The sequence below is a fragment of the Nostoc sp. genome (assembly GCF_036917235.1).
In the GTDB taxonomy this organism is placed as follows: Bacteria; Cyanobacteriota; Cyanobacteriia; order Cyanobacteriales; family Nostocaceae; genus Nostoc.
The window spans coordinates 101,679-119,254 of sequence record NZ_JBALDU010000094.1; the positions used below are offsets into that span (position 1 = coordinate 101,679).

Annotated in this window: 16 protein-coding genes; 7 read left to right on the plus strand and 9 right to left on the minus strand. The window is 40.5% G+C overall.

The annotated features are described in order from the left end of the window. The first annotated feature begins 253 nt into the window (after positions 1 to 253). Both V7K44_RS26515 and V7K44_RS26520 read left to right on the plus strand, forming a co-directional pair. On the plus strand, positions 254 to 1,795 hold the full coding sequence (locus V7K44_RS26515) for an NF038130 family PEP-CTERM protein (RefSeq protein ID WP_334935973.1): 1,542 nt from the start codon (positions 254 to 256) through the stop codon (positions 1,793 to 1,795). Between the two features lie 776 nt (positions 1,796 to 2,571). Beyond that, a complete protein-coding gene (locus V7K44_RS26520) occupies positions 2,572 to 2,994 on the plus strand; it encodes a response regulator (RefSeq protein ID WP_334935975.1) in 423 nt (140 codons plus the stop codon). Positions 2,995 to 3,015: 21 nt separating this feature from the next. Here V7K44_RS26520 and V7K44_RS26525 read toward each other — a convergent pair whose 3' ends face one another. Beyond that, a complete protein-coding gene (locus V7K44_RS26525; protein WP_334935977.1) occupies positions 3,016 to 3,195 on the minus strand; it encodes a hypothetical protein in 180 nt (59 codons plus the stop codon). A 650-nt stretch (positions 3,196 to 3,845) separates the two neighbouring features. Here V7K44_RS26525 and uvrC point away from each other — a divergent pair. Both uvrC and V7K44_RS26535 read left to right on the plus strand, forming a co-directional pair. Beyond that, entirely contained in the window at positions 3,846 to 5,723 is a 1,878-nt protein-coding gene (uvrC, locus tag V7K44_RS26530) for an excinuclease ABC subunit UvrC (RefSeq protein WP_334935979.1), read from the plus strand. 637 nt (positions 5,724 to 6,360) lie between these two features. Then, on the plus strand, positions 6,361 to 6,540 hold the full coding sequence (locus tag V7K44_RS26535) for a replication restart DNA helicase PriA (RefSeq protein WP_322644904.1): 180 nt from the start codon (positions 6,361 to 6,363) through the stop codon (positions 6,538 to 6,540). A 77-nt stretch (positions 6,541 to 6,617) separates the two neighbouring features. Here the strand turns inward: V7K44_RS26535 and V7K44_RS26540 are convergent, their stop codons facing one another. From V7K44_RS26540 to lgt, 5 genes are all read right to left on the minus strand, one after another. Then, a complete protein-coding gene (locus V7K44_RS26540) occupies positions 6,618 to 7,112 on the minus strand; it encodes a hypothetical protein (RefSeq protein WP_334935982.1) in 495 nt (164 codons plus the stop codon). Between the two features lie 463 nt (positions 7,113 to 7,575). Then, the gene (gene rlmN, locus V7K44_RS26545; protein ID WP_334935984.1) at positions 7,576 to 8,667 is read right to left on the minus strand and encodes a 23S rRNA (adenine(2503)-C(2))-methyltransferase RlmN; all 1,092 of its coding nucleotides are present in this window, start codon (positions 8,665 to 8,667) and stop codon (positions 7,576 to 7,578) included. A 79-nt stretch (positions 8,668 to 8,746) separates the two neighbouring features. Further along, positions 8,747 to 9,100: a phenylpyruvate tautomerase MIF-related protein gene (locus tag V7K44_RS26550; RefSeq protein WP_334935986.1), complete on the minus strand. Its 354-nt coding sequence runs from the start codon at positions 9,098 to 9,100 to the stop codon at positions 8,747 to 8,749. A gap of 97 nt (positions 9,101 to 9,197) precedes the next feature. After that, positions 9,198 to 10,031 carry a precorrin-4 C(11)-methyltransferase gene (gene cobM, locus V7K44_RS26555; RefSeq protein ID WP_334935988.1) on the minus strand — a complete coding sequence of 278 codons (834 nt, stop codon included), beginning with the start codon at positions 10,029 to 10,031 and terminating at the stop codon, positions 9,198 to 9,200. A 227-nt stretch (positions 10,032 to 10,258) separates the two neighbouring features. Beyond that, positions 10,259 to 11,125 carry a prolipoprotein diacylglyceryl transferase gene (gene lgt / locus V7K44_RS26560; RefSeq protein WP_334935990.1) on the minus strand — a complete coding sequence of 289 codons (867 nt, stop codon included), beginning with the start codon at positions 11,123 to 11,125 and terminating at the stop codon, positions 10,259 to 10,261. A gap of 295 nt (positions 11,126 to 11,420) precedes the next feature. On the opposite strand from lgt, the gene coaD reads away from it, so the two are divergent. The 3 genes from coaD (at position 11,421) to V7K44_RS26575 (ending at position 13,022) form a co-directional block, all read left to right on the plus strand. Further along, positions 11,421 to 11,972, plus strand: coding sequence for a pantetheine-phosphate adenylyltransferase (coaD, locus tag V7K44_RS26565; RefSeq protein WP_334935992.1), 552 nt, complete (start codon positions 11,421 to 11,423; stop codon positions 11,970 to 11,972). Continuing rightward, complete coding sequence (locus V7K44_RS26570) at positions 11,882 to 12,550, plus strand: DivIVA domain-containing protein (RefSeq protein ID WP_334935994.1); 669 nt, start codon at positions 11,882 to 11,884, stop codon at positions 12,548 to 12,550. The genes coaD and V7K44_RS26570 overlap by 91 nt, the downstream gene beginning before the upstream one ends. A 145-nt stretch (positions 12,551 to 12,695) precedes the next feature. Next, positions 12,696 to 13,022: a Ycf66 family protein gene (locus V7K44_RS26575; RefSeq protein ID WP_334935996.1), complete on the plus strand. Its 327-nt coding sequence runs from the start codon at positions 12,696 to 12,698 to the stop codon at positions 13,020 to 13,022. 70 nt (positions 13,023 to 13,092) lie between these two features. Here the strand turns inward: V7K44_RS26575 and V7K44_RS26580 are convergent, their stop codons facing one another. The 3 genes from V7K44_RS26580 to cysS form a co-directional block, all read right to left on the minus strand. Continuing rightward, positions 13,093 to 14,439, minus strand: coding sequence for a TldD/PmbA family protein (locus V7K44_RS26580; protein WP_334935998.1), 1,347 nt, complete (start codon positions 14,437 to 14,439; stop codon positions 13,093 to 13,095). 95 nt (positions 14,440 to 14,534) lie between these two features. Continuing rightward, positions 14,535 to 15,974, minus strand: a complete 1,440-nt coding sequence (locus V7K44_RS26585) for a TldD/PmbA family protein (protein WP_334936000.1) — start codon at positions 15,972 to 15,974, stop codon at positions 14,535 to 14,537. Positions 15,975 to 15,987: 13 nt separating this feature from the next. Beyond that, the gene (gene cysS, locus V7K44_RS26590) at positions 15,988 to 17,442 is read right to left on the minus strand and encodes a cysteine--tRNA ligase (protein WP_334936002.1); all 1,455 of its coding nucleotides are present in this window, start codon (positions 17,440 to 17,442) and stop codon (positions 15,988 to 15,990) included. Positions 17,443 to 17,576 lie beyond the last annotated feature (134 nt).

Genomic DNA, 17,576 nt, shown 5'->3' on the forward strand with positions numbered 1-17,576 from the left:
ATACGTAATTAAACGTATAGAACTATCAAAACATTCTTCATCTTTTTATTGATAATCAGGAGTAACTTTACCCAATCAGGTCTCTCCGTTTCTTAAACTGGGTTTGTACGCTCAGATACCAAAGACGGCTAAAAAATACAGGTCGTGCTTTTTAGCAGCCGTATTGCCAAAAAGCCTGTGGTCAAGACAGCCCAAGCCTAAAAACGGCACTAGTTTAAAACTTAACTTCCAAACTGACAGAGACTTGAAAACAATGAAAACGACTTTTCAGACACTTGTAATTGGTGCATCAATGGCTATTGGTGTGAGCGCTCTTGCCACTGCCCCAGCACACGCTACATCCTTTGACTTCAATAATACAGGAGAAATTAACACCTACACTGGTGGCTCAAATGGTACCTTCATTAACGGGAATGCACAAGGTGGTACTAAAGCTGCCATCAAAGCTTTGACAGATAACGACTCCAGCTCTAACGTCGAGCTTTGGTATAGTAGCGAAACCCCAAATTCTAATGTTGGCTTCACCGCCACAAAAGGAAACTATAAAGCCACCGTTAGCAGTGTCACTGCTGATGACTGGAATAGTTTTGGTTCGCAATGGCTAGGCGATTTATTGAGTAGCTACACACCATTTCAATCAGTTTGGAATGGATTTTCAGCCGACAGCAAATCACTAGTAACTAGTTATTTTCCTTCCTTGGGAATGGGAGATCCTAACATTGGTGGTTTCCAATTCGGTCAAAATGGCGGCGTGGAACTGAAGTTAGTTGGTCACTTGGATGTAAAGACTAAACTTGCAACAACTATTTCTACTAAGGTTGATGAAAAGTGGAATGCAATTAAATCACAGTTTCCTCAACAAACAACTCAACCAACCCTTTCACAACTAGAAAGTTCAATTCCACAACTAGAAACCCAGCTGAACGCAATTCCAGCACAGATCACCACACTGCAAACAAAACTGGATGCACTTCCAGCACAGATCACCACACTGCAAACAAAACTGGACGCAATTCCCGGACAAGTTGCACCACTGCAAACACAACTGAACGCAATTCCCGGACAAATTGCACCACTGCAAACACAACTGAACGCAATTCCCGGACAAATTGCACCACTGCAAACACAACTGGACGCAATTCCCGGACAAATTGCACCACTGCAAACACAACTGAACGCAACTCCTAACACTCCAGCCAATGCAGTAAAAAGGCAAACACTGACGAATCAAATCACTTCACTAAATACCACCAAAACTCAACTTACGGGTCAAATCACTTCACTAAATACCACCAAAACTCAACTTACTGGTCAAATCACTTCACTAAATACCACTAAAACTCAACTTTCGGGTCAAATCACTTCACTAAATACCACTAAAACTCAACTTACTGGTCAAATCACTTCACTAAATACCACTAAAACTCAACTTTCGGGTCAAATTACTGACTTGAATACTCTCAAAAATCAGCTGCCAGGTCAAATCTCTCAACTCACATCATTTAAAGATGTACTGACTCTGCAAACTGCATTAAATGCATATCAAGGTGAAATTGCGGCTAGTGAAATTGCTAAGGTAGTTACTGGTGGTCAAACTTACTATGCCTATAGCTTTAACCCCACTGCATCCGGTATTACTGCTTCTGATGATGGTGTATCTTACAGTGCGATTTATACTTGGAGAACACCTAAGTATGTCCCTCACTCAGTACCAGAACCCTCAGTAGTATTTGGTATTTTAGGTGTTGCTGGTATCTTTGTTACACAACGCAAGTTAAAAAAAGTCTCTGGTTGAAACTCCGGTTTCCATTCCAAAAAATAAGTAAAGGAGCAATTTTGCTCCTTTTTTTTAGAAACTCTGAATATTTTTGCTGTATTATTAAACGCCACAAATTATGTTACATTTGAAACACACTTGGATATACATCTCCTTTAAGTTCAGTTCCAGAAGCATCAGTAATGTTTGGTTTGCTGGGTATTGCTGGCATATTTGTAACGCTACACAAATTTAGAAAAGCATCTATTTAAAATCGCGGGTTCAAAACTAAAAATAAATAAGGGAGCTGTTAGCTCCTTTTTTTGATGAATAATTTCTTGCAGCTAAAAAATAATTTCATCTTCTAGGTTATATTGTTTCTAAAAATACTTGCAACAAATAAATCGGTTGCAAGATTTTACATCTGTATGCACCTACCAACTTGATTTTTTTGTAATATGGATTTCGTACAATGGTATTACTTACCCTAACAGCTTTAGTAAGGACAATTACCAGAGTATTAGTTCTAGTATTACTTAAGTAGTTTTACTCATAAAGTTTAGGCAATTAAATTTGTAAAAAAGATGTTAATTTAATACTCTAAATTATAAAAACTTTGCAAAAAAAAGATTAATTTTTTATTTAATTATATTATCATTTTATTATTGTAGTGCAGCTAAATTTGATTTATTCAGATATTTGATTAGACTACATAAGTACAATTTATATTTATTTCAGTTTTTAAATGCACTACTTTTTTCGTTTATGGTAATAATTGTTGGCTTTTAATTAAGATAATCATATAATAGGTAGCAATGACAGTAGAATTACTCAATAGAAATCAGCCATTGCAGTCACACAAAGTTAGACGAATTTTACTAGTTGAAGACCATTACCTCAATCGGATGTTACTTAGTGACTATCTAAGTTACTGGGGATATGAAGTCCAAAGTTTATCAGAAGGCTCTGCTTTTTTCTCAACCATAGAGAAATTCGAGCCAGATTTAATGTTATTGGACTTGAAATTGCCAGATGTTGACGGTTATTCACTCTTAAAACAAGCCCAGCAAAAACCTCATTTGTCAAAAATACCTATCATTGTGGTTTCAGCCTTTGCTTTTAAAGCAGATCAAGAACTAGCTCTGAGTTTGGGTGCATGTAGCTATTTTGTCAAACCTTTAAAACTCAAGGATCTCATCCTTGTAATTGAAGAACAGTTTACTAGTCGCCACAGATAAACTTTTTTGCTAGGCGTGTATTTATTCCGCTTTTTGATCGGCAATAAACTCTTCAACATACTCGCTAAGAGTTTGTACAGAACTGCCAATTGTTGAAATTTTCTGTTGTACTTGCGCTAATAACAAAACTGCTGTTTGCAGTTCATTGAGGGTTTCAGCCATAGCCTCACGATACTGGATTTCAAAATCTTGTAAATTCATAGTTTAGGTCTCGTATCAAATCATCATAATAAATATATTCTCAATCATAATCGTAAATTTAACTGACTAAATCCGTTAATTCGCTTAATATTATAAATTCAAGAAACAAACATAAATAATCTCAATAAATTAAGATTTTGTTTAATTTTAATGTTTATACAAGCAACATATAAGCCTACTTATTAATAAATAATATAAAACTATTATCATCTAATCTAAAATATAAAGTTTTAGATAATAAAGTATTACTAATTTAAAAATGTTAACTATAGATTCAAAAGGCAAAGTTTTTATTCTGACAGTAGCAGCTAATGACTAAGGTGACAGCGAAATAAACTCTCGTCTGCTCGAAAGTTGTGATATTTGGAGTAAGTTTTTGGCAAGCCTCTAGCTTAGAAGCTGAAGAATTATCCAGCAGACTTCTTTTTATGCAGACTAAAAAGCCTCTTAACTTGAGAGTGCTATTAGCCGTAGCAGGGCGTTGAGTCAGTGCTGAGTTAGAAGTTATTATTCTCCCTTAATCCTCTTTCATCTGTTGTGGTATGTACCACTCATGACGGCTACTTTATATTTACTTGATAAATAATTTGTTAAATCGGCACAAAAAAACAATTTTTCTTAAAATAGAGAAAGATTACCTAATTTTGGTTGTGACAATATCTACTCAAATATTACCACTGGTTAAAGAGCCAGAACGACTAGAAAACCGTCTAGCCGAAATTCCACCGGAACCGGGGGTTTATTTCATGCGGGACAAGAGCGATCGCATTATATATATAGGTAAGTCACGTAAGTTGCGATCGCGTGTCCGTTCCTATTTCCGCGATAGCTACAACAAGACTGAACGCATCGCCACGATGGTCAAGTTGGTGACAGAAATTGAATTTATCGTCACTGATACTGAAGCCGAAGCTTTAGCGCTAGAAGCCAATTTGATCAAGCAGCACCAACCATACTTCAACGTGCTGCTCAAAGATGATAAAAAATATCCCTATCTCTGCATCACTTGGTCAGAAGATTATCCGCGAATTTTTATTACCCGTAAGCGGCAATTCGGCAAAGAAAAGGATAAATTTTACGGGCCTTATACTGATGCTGGTTTATTGCGAGAAATTGTCCGCATCTGCAAGCGCATTTTTCCACAGCGACAACGACCTCAACCACTTTTTAAAGATCGTCCGTGCTTAAATTATGATTTAGGGCGTTGTCCGGGTGTGTGTCAAAAACTGACTTCACCAGAAGAATATCGCAAAATTGTCCAAAAAATAGCGATGGTCTTTCAAGGTCGAACCCAAGAACTGATTGATATTTTGACCCAACAGATGAACGCCGCCGCTGAGAACTTAAATTTTGAGTCAGCGGCACGGATTCGAGATCAAATTTCTGGGTTAAAGTCGCTGACAGCCGATCAAAAAGTTTCCCTACCAGATGATACTGTTTCACGGGATGCGATCGCACTGGCAGCCAACGAAGAACACGCTTGTATTCAACTATTCCAGATTCGGGCTGGGCAATTGGTTGGACGTTTAGCTTTTGTGGCGGATGCTCATGCAGAACCAGGAGCTATTTTACAACGAGCTTTGGAGGAACATTACCAAACTGCTGACTCAGTGGAAATACCCTTAGAAATTCTGGTAAAGCATGATTTACCAGATGCGGAGATATTGGCCGATGTCTTAACTCAACGTAAAGGTAAAAAAGTCACGATTCTGACTCCTTTGCGGCAAACTAAGGCAGAATTAATTGAGATGGTAGAGCGAAATGCTCAGTATGAATTGCAAAGAATGCAAAAATTTGGCGATCGCAATCACCAAGCAATGCAAGATTTAGCAGCTATTCTCGATTTACCAGATGTACCTCACCGCATCGAAGGTTATGACATTTCCCACATTCAAGGGTCAAATGCTGTAGCTTCGCAAGTTGTGTTTATCGACGGTTTACCCGCCAAACAGCATTATCGCCACTACAAAATTAAAAATCCCACGGTGACGGCGGGACATTCGGATGATTTTGCTAGTCTTGCTGAAGTCATTGGGCGACGCTTCCGCAAGTATGGGGAAGATCCGCAACTAACACGTTTGGGTAATCCAGATTGGCCTGATTTAATTATGATTGATGGCGGTAAAGGTCAGCTATCATCGGTTATCGCGGTTTTGCAAGAGATGAATTTATTAGAAGACTTGCGAGTTGTGAGTTTAGCGAAGCAGCGAGAAGAGATTTTTTTACCGGGAGAATCTAAACCCTTGACAACTGATGCAGAACAACCAGGGGTGCAATTGTTGCGGCGGCTACGGGATGAAGCGCATCGGTTTGCAGTGACTTTCCATCGTCAGCAACGTAGTGATAAATTAAAGCGATCGCGTTTAGATGAAATTCCTGGCTTAGGACATCATCGACAAAAGCAGCTACTAGGGCATTTTCGCTCAGTTGATTATATTCGCCAAGCAACAACCCCACAACTTGCTGAGGTTCCAGGAATTGGGCCGCGTTTGGCTCAAGAAATTTACGATTATTTTCATCCTGCTTGAGGAGATTAGTAGTCTGTAAAATTTCAATTTATGTATGAATAAACAAGTTTGTAGTAAGGGCTAAAGTCCTTACTACACATCCTTAAAACTAGCTTGAAAAAGTATTAGTTCCGCTCTCGCAGAGGATTTGGTTAAGTTTGTCTGCGAGAATTTAAGATGCGTAAATTCCGTAAATTTACCGTATCTCGTAAGTATGCTAATTTTGATTAAATTATCTCTCTAAAATTTAACGTCATAATCTTGCTAGCAAATATTAACTAAATCTTAAGATAAATATTTTGTTACTAAATATACAGTATTTTCTGTAGTTTAATTTTTGAATACAAGAACGGCTTTTTTTGTATCTGTCCAAGATGACTATAAATAAGCCTCTCTCAAGGCATTCGTGATAGGGATCAGTAAATCTCTAAGCGTCATTTAATTAAAAAATAATTTATGTACCTAAAGTAAGAGGGTAAAATCACTTAAATTATAGGATAGTATAAAGAGAAATTGAAATTTTTTCAAATCTGAAATTTTGTTTAAAATACTTAGCCAATATTAAAGTCGTTTGTTAAGTTTGGTCAAACCAAAATTTTTTCTACTTTAACTGGCAGTTTTCTCAAATAAAAAATAAATTACAACCAGGGGTTTTAAAATGCAGACAGTACAAAAGATTTACTGCCCAAATTGCGGCAGCCAAGCAGAACGTTATTATATTACTGATAGTCAATTAACTCGAACACAATGCTCTAGTTGTGACTACTTGATGATTAGTTGCACTCGCACTGGCAAAGTAATTGAGGCTTATGCACCAGGAATTTATGCACAGCGCTAGATAATAAAAATTAAAAATTAGAGAATGTTTTCTCTAATTTCTAATAATAAATTTACTTGTCATAAATTTTCAAGACTTTACAGATTATTCGGTTGTCTGAATTGTTGCTGTCGGATCTGGTCTTGCAACCTAAATTGTTGCTGTTGTCTAATTTGTTGATCTTGTCTAAGTTGTTGCTGTTGTATTCTCAGTTGTTGCTGTTGTGAAAAGTCTTGCTGTTGTAATCTTGTTTCTTCCTGTTGTAGTCTAAATTGTTGCTGACGGAACATTTCTTGCCGTTGTCGTGTAAATTCTTGCTGTTGTATTGTCTGTTGTGGTTGTAGTAGTTGGGGTTGTTGAAGGTTTTGCCGTAGCCATGTTTCATTCATTCGTTCTTGTGTTTGCTGATTTTGCTGCTCTTGCTGTTGTCTGATTCTTTCTTGAGGCGAATCTGGCGTCTGGGGATTCGTCCTAATTAATTGTTGGGGATTCGTCTGAATTATTTGTGCAGATGCAGGAAAATTAATCGATAAAGCTTTGGCAAGCACAATCAATGGTAGACATACTTTAACCAACGATAAGCGATTCAACATACAATTATTTCCTCAATTGTTATAAGTTGGGTTTAGCGATCGCTAAACCCATAAAATGTCAACAGAATTGCCCTATATATAAATACAGGGGCTTGGAATAGTTAACTAAAGCTAATGTTTTATTTCCCGTTATAGGTCTACGGCTGACTACGCCAACATTCTTCAGTCAGTGACGTGTTCTACATATTAGTGCATTGAGAATAGCTTTCTAAATCAAGGTTATATCCAATGCATTCTCTTGATTTTTCATAAAACTGTCGCTTCTTAGATATTCGTCTTAATTAAATTATACATTTAAATTTTTGACATGGTTTGCCGGATTACCGTAAATCTACCTGCGGTGGGTAAGCTAACAAAGGGATCTCAAGCGGTTTTACGCCATATATAAACACAGATGTATCTGAAGACATATCTGTGTTTATCTACGGTTTCATATTCATTTATAAAATTGACTACAACAAGTTTAATTTTTACTTGCTCTCAATTGTCCGCAAGCAGCATCGGCTTCTAAACCACGAGAATAACGCACACTCACAGCAGTATTTTGTTGCTTAAGGACGTTGACAAATGCTTCAATGCGATCGCGGTTGGGGCGTTTGTAGTCTACTTCTTGGATGGGGTTATAAGGAATCAAATTCACATGACTTTGAAATCCTCGCATACATTTTGAAAGTTCTAATGCGTGTTCTGGTAAATCGTTAACACCAGCCAGGAGAACATATTCAAAGGTAACGCGCCGTCCAGTGATTTCTACATATTCTCGACATTCAGCCAATAAATCTTCTAGAGGATAGGCGCGGGCGCTGGGGATGAGTTTTTCTCGCAGCGCTTGGTTGGGTGCGTGGAGACTCACAGCCAGAGTGATTTGCAAATTATTTTGTGCGAACTCACGGATACGATCGCGAATCCCAACTGTAGAAACTGTAAGCGATCGCTGCCCAATACCGACATCTTGATTGAGAGATTTCAGTGCTGCTAGAACATTCTCAGTATTCAACAACGGTTCACCTAATCCCATAAACACCACATTGCTAACCCGTTGCCGAAAATCTTCTTGCACAGTCAACACCTGATCGACAATTTCGTGCCGTGCTAGGTTACGCTTGTAGCCTCCCTTACCAGTAGCGCAGAAATCACACGCCATTGGGCAACCCACCTGAGTAGAGACGCAAACTGTCAGACGGGCTTTTGGGCCTTCTCCCCTTTCTGCAAAGGTGGGGATACCTACAGTTTCAATAATCTGCCCGTCTGTTAATCGTAAAAGATATTTGACAGTGCCATCGGGAGCCTCAGAGCGGTAATGTAAAATTGAACGCCCTATGGGAACTTCTGCTACTTCTTTGCGCCATTGCTTGGAGAAGACAGAAATATCAGCTAGCGATCGCACCCCCTTATCATAGATCCATTCATGCAGTTGCTTTCCTCTGTAAGCAGGTTGTCCTTGTTGCTGCACCCAAGTGGTTAACTCTGCCAGAGAAGCACCTAGAAGGGGAGGGATTAATTCTGATTTTTCTGAGTTGAAGTCAACCTGAGATACAAGAGGCGTAGCAGACATAAAAAAATCACGAGTTGATGTAGGATCTCTATCCTACACCTGCCAGATTAACTTAGTCTTGACCAAAGAAGATGGGTTATTATCCAAAGGTTGTGCCGTTCCAGCCCCACATTGCACCTTTTGCATCTGCAAACTCGATGTAAATACGATTTTTTGGCACACCTAGAGTTTGGTTAATCTGCTGACAAAAGTCTTGACTCATTGCTGCGGTTTGCTCTGGCTTCATCGTGCCAACGCTCTTAATTTCAATGTAGCAAACTGGGTCTGTATTCCCTGCAAAAGTCATAGGAGTTCCCGGTTCAAAAGCAGTCATTACATAGGATTCTGGTTTTCCCAAATGTTTTGCTAACTTGGCTGAAAGGTTTAAAAGCATTGACTCAATTTCAGCTTTTTGAGGAGCAGATGCAGAAGTTTGCACTTTAATTAATGGCATAGTACCGAATTAGAAATTATTTACACTGTTAAGTTTACCGAACGGCAAAGGAGATGAGGGGAATGAGGGCAGTTTCCCAATGTCCCATGCCCAATCTTCAGTTATGAGATGAACGAAACAGGTGATTATGTTCGGGATGATATAAACGCGATCGCCCTTTTGCCGTCGAGGCTGTCGAGAGTGCTGGACTGATTATATAAAGTGTAGTGCGAATTAGTTTTTCTTGATGAGTGCAATCTGCCATTTGATTCAGAGGGACAACCCTGATTTTTTCATCGGGCCAGCCGATGCGAAAGCAAATGGCAATGGGAGTTTCGGCTGGGTAATGTTCAAGTAGTTTAGCTTGAGCATTTTCGATGTGACGCGCACTCAAATATAGGCAGAGGCTAGCCTGATGTGCTGCAAGAGTGGCTAATTCTTCGGTGGCGGGGACTTCTGTCCGTCCACTGATGCGGGTCAAAATGATCGTTTGAACTAAACCAGGGACAGTCAGTTCTACTTTGAGTTTGGCAGCTGCGGCTTGAAAGGCGCTGATACCTGGTATGACTTCAAAAGGAATATTTGCCTCTCTTAGGAGGTGCATTTGCTCGTGGATGGCGCTGTAGAGACTAGGATCGCCAGAATGGAGACGGACTAGAGATTTGTGCTGCGATCGCACTCTATCGATCATAATCGCCAAAATTTCTTCTAAAGTCTGATTCGCAGTTCTAATGATCTCGGCATCTTTTCGGCAAAGTTCTAAAATTTGTTCGGGTACTAAAGAATCAGCAAATAAAATTACATCAGCAGCAGCCAGTAATTTTTGCGCCTTCACTGTCAATAAATCAGGATCTCCAGGGCCTGCTCCGACAATATACACAGATGGTTCTACAGCATATAGTGTTTTTTTATAGCTTAGGCTTTCTGTATATTCACTCTTAGAAGAACACACGGCAATCCCTCAAAAAAATTTTTTGGCAAATTCTTCAGTATCTTTCCGGATTCACCCTCTTTCCCTAGTAGAGAGTAATGGTAGATGCACCCTGGTTAAGCCCTAGAGAATACTCTGGGGCATTTTTTATTTTTTAGTAATTGGGAATTGAGCACTTGTACTGAGCGTAGTCGTTGGCGCAGCCTCTCGTAGAGAAGTATTGGGCATAGTTATTCTCCTTGTCCCCCTCATCCCCCATTTCCTTTAGCAGTAGGAACTACATCGGGTAAAGGGCGTTTGAGTAAGTAAAGCCAAGCTAATCCAACTAATCCCAATAGAATTCCTAGACTACTTACTACTTGTGCCATTTTTAGCGGCCCCAACATTAAGCTATCAGTGCGAAAGCCTTCGATCCATAAGCGTCCTAAGCTGTAGGCTGGCCAGTAAACTAGAAACAGTGTGCCTACCTTCAGGCGTGGTTTACCAGATAAAGACCGGAAAAACAACGTTATTAGTAGCGTAAACACCATCAAATCCCACAGAGATTCGTAGAGGAAGGTGGGATGAAAATAATCGAAACTAACATAGTCTAAAGGACGATGGTCTTGTGGAATATAGAGTTTCCAGGGTAAATTAGTGGGATCGCCAAAAGCTTCAGAATTAAAGAAATTACCCCAACGTCCGATCGCTTGCCCTAAAATCAGCGAAGGTGCTACTAAATCTGCCAGTTGCCAGAAAGAAACCTGCTTGATTTTGGCAAAGATTAACGCAGCCACAACGCCACCAAGAATCGCTCCATGAATGGCAATACCTCCTTCCCAGATCGCAAATATTTTTCCTGGAGTTGGGGCATATTTTGACCACTCAAAAAAAACGTAATATAGCCGTGCGCCAGGAATCGCCCCAATCAACAACCAAAAGAACAAATCGCCTAGCAACTCAGGATTAACATTACGGCGCTTTGCCAAATTCTGAGAAAGGATAACGCCAATTAACACTGCTGTGGCAATTAATAAGCCGTACCAACGAATACTGAGTGGCCCTATTTTCACCAGAATCGGTCCTGGAGAAGTAAACTGAAACGCCAAGGGCAAAGTGGGAAAATCCAGTGCCATGAAAAATTACCTAGAAAAGTTCGTTAACTACCCGCGCACTTTGCTAAGTACGGAGTTTCTTGTGTCTTGAATACTGTAACTACACTTGAATCTTCCACAACATTGTGGAGACGTAGGTAAAAATTCAGTATTCATATTTAGGAGTCTAGTTCCTAATGCCTAGTTGAGCATAACTTGTGCCACTAAAACAATTGAGTTTACCATCCTTACCGAGAGCGCAAGATGGTAGATTTGAGTAAGTTACACAAAATGGTTTCGATATAATCACCTAAACAACTTTGATATATTTAAAATTGTGATTGCTATTTATCCTGGTAGCTTCGACCCCATCACCTTGGGACACCTCGATCTCATCGGGCGCGGTAGTCGGCTGTTTGAGCAGGTGATTGTCGCTGTACTACGGAACCCTAACAAGATGCCACTTTTTAGTGTGGAGCAACGGCTAGATCAGATCCGTCTTTCTACAGAACATCTACCTAATGTAAAAGTAGACAGCTTTGATGGTCTTACTGTCAATTATGCTCAAATGCAACAAGCACAAGTTTTGATCCGGGGTTTACGGGCTGTGTCAGATTTTGAAGTGGAACTGCAAATGGCTCACACCAATAAAACTCTTTCTACCCAAATAGAAACAGTTTTTCTCGCAACCTCAAATGAGTATAGTTTTTTAAGTAGTAGTGTGGTAAAAGAGATTGCAAGGTTTGGTGGCTCTATCGATCATCTCGTTCCCCCACACATTGCCCTAGATATATACCAATGCTACAATCAGAAATCTCCAATGTTGAACCCAATCTCAACGGAAGCAATCCCCCCCCTCAAGAATATCTCGGTGGAGAGGGAAGCATAGATATTCAGCAGGAACTCAACCGCCTAGAGGAAATGGTTCTCTCTAGTCTCAGGATTCCGCTGACGGGACGCACACTCATAGATGAAGAAAAGCTGCTAGATCAGCTTGATTACATCCGCCTAGCTTTACCATCACTTTTTCAAGAAGCAGCAGCAGTTCTCGAACAAAAGGACGAAATTCTGCTGGAGGCGGAAGAGTATGGACAGCAGGTGGTTGAAGCTGCACAAGCAAAAAGAGCGCAAATTTTAGCTGAAAGCGATATTATTCACCAGGCTGAACAGGAAGCTGAACGACTGCGGCGACAAGTGCAACAAGAGTGTGAGGGAATAATGCAAGAAACCCTCGCCGAGATTGACCGCAAGCGGTATGCTTGTCAGCAAGAGTTAGAGCTGATGCGACAAAATGCGATCGCTCATGCTCAAGAAATTGAAGATGGTGCTGATGCTTATGCCGATGGCATTTTGGGAAATATTGAGCAGGATCTCAAAGAGATGTTGCGAGTTATCACCAACGGAAGGCAACAATTGCAAATTGATAACCTCACCCAGCGCAATTCACCTCCTGGCAAGAAAAGATAGAGGTTCTAACGAGAAATGAGGAAAAATTCTCGGTTGGGTTTCGCTATTGCTTAACCCAACAATTTTGATGAAGGAATAATTTTAGGGAATCTACCTAGTAATAAATTTTAAATTTTAGCTTGTAATTAAGCAGGATTTTTAATAAATGCTTACTTTTGCTCAAGTGAATTTTGGATTAAATATAGCTGGTTTAATTGGAATTATTTATTTGCTTTGGGCAATTATTTACTTAATTTTAACAATAGCTTGGCTATCCCAACGTGGAACCAGACTTAGAGGTTGGGCTTTAGCCCTTTACCTTATCCAACTTATATTTACGCCAATTATAATGTTGTTAAGTGGAGCAATCTTGTATTATCAAGGTTGGCGTTTAGATCCAGTTCTTCAATTTGAACAGTTTTTATTGTTGCTATTAATTCTTTATCTGAGTATCAAAGATATTGTAATTAATGCAGTTTACAGAGATAGATGATTTTGTAATTTTTTGTAGAGACGTGAACTTCGCGTCTCTAGCAAAAATAGGGTATTTTTGCACAAGAAAACTACAAAGTGTAAGTAAAGTTTTCCACCAGCATACCGGGAACTAAACTACCTCCAAGTTGACGACTTTCATAAGTACCTACTTCGGGAATAAATTCTTGAAAAGTAGTCAAATCTATTAAATTTTCTCCCCAGAAGCGATAGAGACTTTCATCAAAACGTAAGTTTTCAATGGGGGCAATAATTTCTCCATTTTCTACCCAAAAACAAGCATAACGGGTCATACCTGTAATTCTACCAGTGTGGCGATCGCTCCAATTCAAGTAATGCAAATTTGATAGATATAATCCTGTATCCAATCTCGGAAGAATCTGCTCAAATACTAAATTTCCTGGACTGACTTCTGGCGCACGCAGAGTCTCTGAACCATTAGCACCATTGGCAGTTTTTTGATATTCTTTAGCAGTACGAGAATTCACTAGAGTGTTTACCAAACGTCCTTTTTCTATTACAGGTAACTCCGGTGCTGCCATTTCTCCCAATTCATTAAATCGCGGCACTAATCCCCGTTGAAAGTTTTCTTTCAAACTAAATATAGTGGAAAGTTGTTTTTCTTGACGCCATAGAGCAGCTAAAGAACTGTTTCCTTGCTGAATATCAGCTTCGCTTACCGCTCCCCAAGAAAGCATCAATAATAAATCTGCAACAGCAGCAGGTGCAAAATAAGTTTTATACTGTCCTCGTGGCAGTTGTTTAGTTGGGTGAGCAAGCAATTCTAGTTGTTTTTTAGCTTCGCTAATTTTGGCTATATATGCAGATGCATCCCAATCACTCCCGGCAAATGTGCCCTTAACTGCTTGCCCAGATGGGGAAAATAGAGAATAATCTAATGTAAAAGAATCAGTAGCAAACCAGTGTTTTTGACCGCTAGAATCACCATAAGCTTTAATTACTACTCCCCCTGCATATATCCCTGTAAAATCCAATTCAGCAACTAGTTCTAGCACAGTTGGGACTACTGCCTCAGCCGCTAATAAATTCCCAGAATGTATTTCTCGGCTGCTATTATTTCCTGATGGCAAAACTAGATATGGATCGATAGGTAATAGAATAAGTTCCTCACGTAGTTCCTGCAAAGCAGCATACGCTAACTGCCAATCTACATCCCAATTTCCAGTAAAGGGAAACTGCCTAATACTGCTGCGTTGATCTGCCATCAAAGTTAGTTCTATCCAACCATCAGCAACACAACCAGTTTGCCGAACTTTCGCATGATTGAAACGAGTAAATTGACTTCTTTCACTGCTTAGTCTCACAGTGAATTGTTCATTTTCTGCTTGTTTTACAAGTAGAGTTTCCATCAGTCGATTAAAGCTGACTTCTAATGCAGATAATTCCTCAATTTTCATGGATATTAAATATTAATAGGGAAATAAAGAGAGGGAATGAGGCTTAAGAGCAAAGCCGGATATGCTCTGCTCCTAACTTTGCACTTAGCAGTTTTTCAAGTTCCTCCACCAAAAACTTCGACATTTGCAAATACACAAACCGGTGAACCATGTCCTACCCAAATGGCCTGATTTGGTTCTCCTTTGCCACAATAAGGAGTACCATACATTTGCCAATTGTCAGCATTTCCTACTTGGATTAAACTATGCCAAAATTCTGGGGTTGTGGCGCGATAGTTGGGATTGCGGAGGGTTTTGGTGAGTTTACCATTTTCAATTAATTTAGCGTACTCGCAACCAAATTGAAATTTGTAGCGGCGATCGTCAATTGACCAAGAACGGTTAGATTCCATGTAAACGCCGTGTTCTATCCCGCCAATAATGTCTTCAAAAGTGCCCTTTAAAGGCTCTAAATTCAAGTTACCCATGCGATCGATGGCTGGTCGATTCCATGAGGAAGCACGGGCACAGGCAACTCCTGCGACACCTGCTCTGGCTTGACTTTCCAGACTGCCTAAACCCCGTTGCAGTACACCTTCTTTAACCAAATATTCCTTTGTTGCTACGACACCCGTATCATCAAAGCCATAGCTAGCAAATTCACCAGGCACGGTGGGATCAAAGGTAATGTTCATTAGTGGCGAACCATATACTAGGTTGCCAAAATCACTTTTATTAACAAAGCTGCCCCCAGCATAGTTCCGCTCATCTCCTAAAATTCGGTCAATTTCTAGGGGATGCCCGACACTTTCATGGATTTGCAGCATCATTTGATCTGAGGCTAAAACTAAATTGGTACGGGTGGTTGGGCATTCCTCTGCTGTCAGGAGTTCTATTGCTTGTTCGCCTATTTGCCGCACCCGATGCCATAAGTTTTCTTGTTTTAATAGTTCGAGTCCGCCTTGGTAACAGTTTGCTTGCGAACCGTTGTTGCTGCGCTGTTGTACAACCGCCCCATCTTGGGCAGTAGCTCCGTAATTCGTGCCTATAGATAGTATTTTTTGATAGACTTCTGAGCCATTGCTGCTAATAAACCAAGATTCTCTCTCAGTGGTGCTGGCACTAGCTATGGTTTGCACAATTTTGTCATCAACTTTGAGTGTTTGGCAAATACGAACCAGTAAATCGTTGATTTCTCCTGGACTTAGAGCATCCAATGGCTCAAGAAATGGAGATTTATATTCACCAACGACTTTGGGGCGCTCACTTTCACGGAAGGGATGTATCCACCATTCACTGGCTGCTAGTGCCTGTTTATAGGCTGTTTGGGCAGCATCTTGTAGGGAAGACAGTTCTAAAGAGTTAGTAGCTGCATAACCCAGACAGCCATTGACCAAAACTTCCAGCATAGCTCCGACAGTGAAGGATTTGCCGTTTAGCTGGGGTAAGGCGTCACGGACTAAACGGGTAGTAGAAGTCTCCTTTACGGCTCTAATACCAATCCAATCAGCGGGAATGTCGAAACTAGCGATCGCTTTTTTGAGAGTAGTCCACATAACAATTTAAAATTTAATTCCGATGCCAGCGCGTGCCATCACGGCTATCAATTAGCGTAATACCTTCTGCTTGGAGTTCGTCACGAATGCGATCGCTTTCAGCAAAATTTTTGGCAATACGCGCTTCTTGCCTTTGCTGAATTTTTGCTTCAATTTCCGCATCGCTTAAACCATCATTCTTGTCAGGTTCGGCTTCTATCTGGGCTTCTAAACCTAAAACTCCAGCCAATGTCACAAGAGTTTGCCATTGACGCTTTAACTCATCTGGCGAGGTTTCAGTTTTGCCTTGATGCACAATAATATTTCCCTCACGGCGCAGTTCTTTGGCTAATTCAAACAGCACTGCTAACCCACCAGGAAAATTAAAGTCGTTATTCACAGTTTCCTGGAAACGTTCAATATCTGAATTTTGGATTGGGTAATTTTCCCTATTTTCTAAATCCCAGCCTAGTTTTTCGCCGTATTGGTAGCCGAAAAGTAAACCTTCTTTAATGGTGTGCCAACCGTTGGTTGCTGCGGCGATCGCTTCATCGGTAAAATCAATTGGTGTGCGATATTGGGCAGTCAGCACGAACAACCGCACTGCCATCGGGTCAACTCCTCGATCCAGCAAGTCTCGAATAGTGGTAAAGTTGCCCAAAGATTTGGACATTTTTTGACCATCTACTGTCACCATGCCGTTATGCATCCAGTAACGGGCTAGGGGTTTTCCTGTCACAGCCTCAGATTGGGCAATTTCGTTTTCATGGTGGGGAAAAATTAAGTCGGCACCACCAGCATGAATATCTATGGTATCACCCAAGCGATCGCGCACCATTGCCGAGCATTCTATATGCCACCCTGGACGACCTGCACCCCAAGGTGAATCCCAAGCTGGCTCTCCTGATCTTGCTGCTTTCCATAGAGCAAAATCGAAGGGGTCTTTCTTTCTCTGGTACTCTGCATCATCTACGTTGACGCGATCGCTTTTCCCCGCTTGCAAATCTTCTAATTTCTGTCCCGAAAGCTTGCCATACTCAGCAAACTGCCGCACAGCATAATATACATCGCCGTCGGCAGGGTAGGCAAAACCCTTATTTTCCAACTCATGAATTAACCTCTGAATGCCATTCATCGTGTGAGTAGCACGGGGATACTCATCGGCTTCTTTGATTCCCAATCGCGCCATATCCTCAAAATATGCTTTGATGAAGCGATCGGCTACAGCTTCCATTGATGAATGTTCAACACAGGCTCGATTGAGAATCTTGTCATCAATATCAGTAAAATTTTGGATATATCGCACTTCATAACCGATAAACTGGAGGTATCGGCGTACTACGTCCCAAACGATGCAAGCTCTAGCATGACCCAAATGGCAGTAGTCGTACACCGTCACGCCGCAGTAATACATCTTAACCTTGCCTGTTTCGACTGTTTTAAACGGTTCTTGACGACGGGTGAGGGTATTGTAAAGGGTTAGGGTCATAACAGAGTAATGCTGAAATAGAGAGATACGTAATAATAGGGTAAAGCAGCTGGGATGACAGTCCAGCATCCCTATGCTAGTGTTTTCTGGACTATCTGCGCTACATTACTATTTTTTGACTATTTGATAACAGC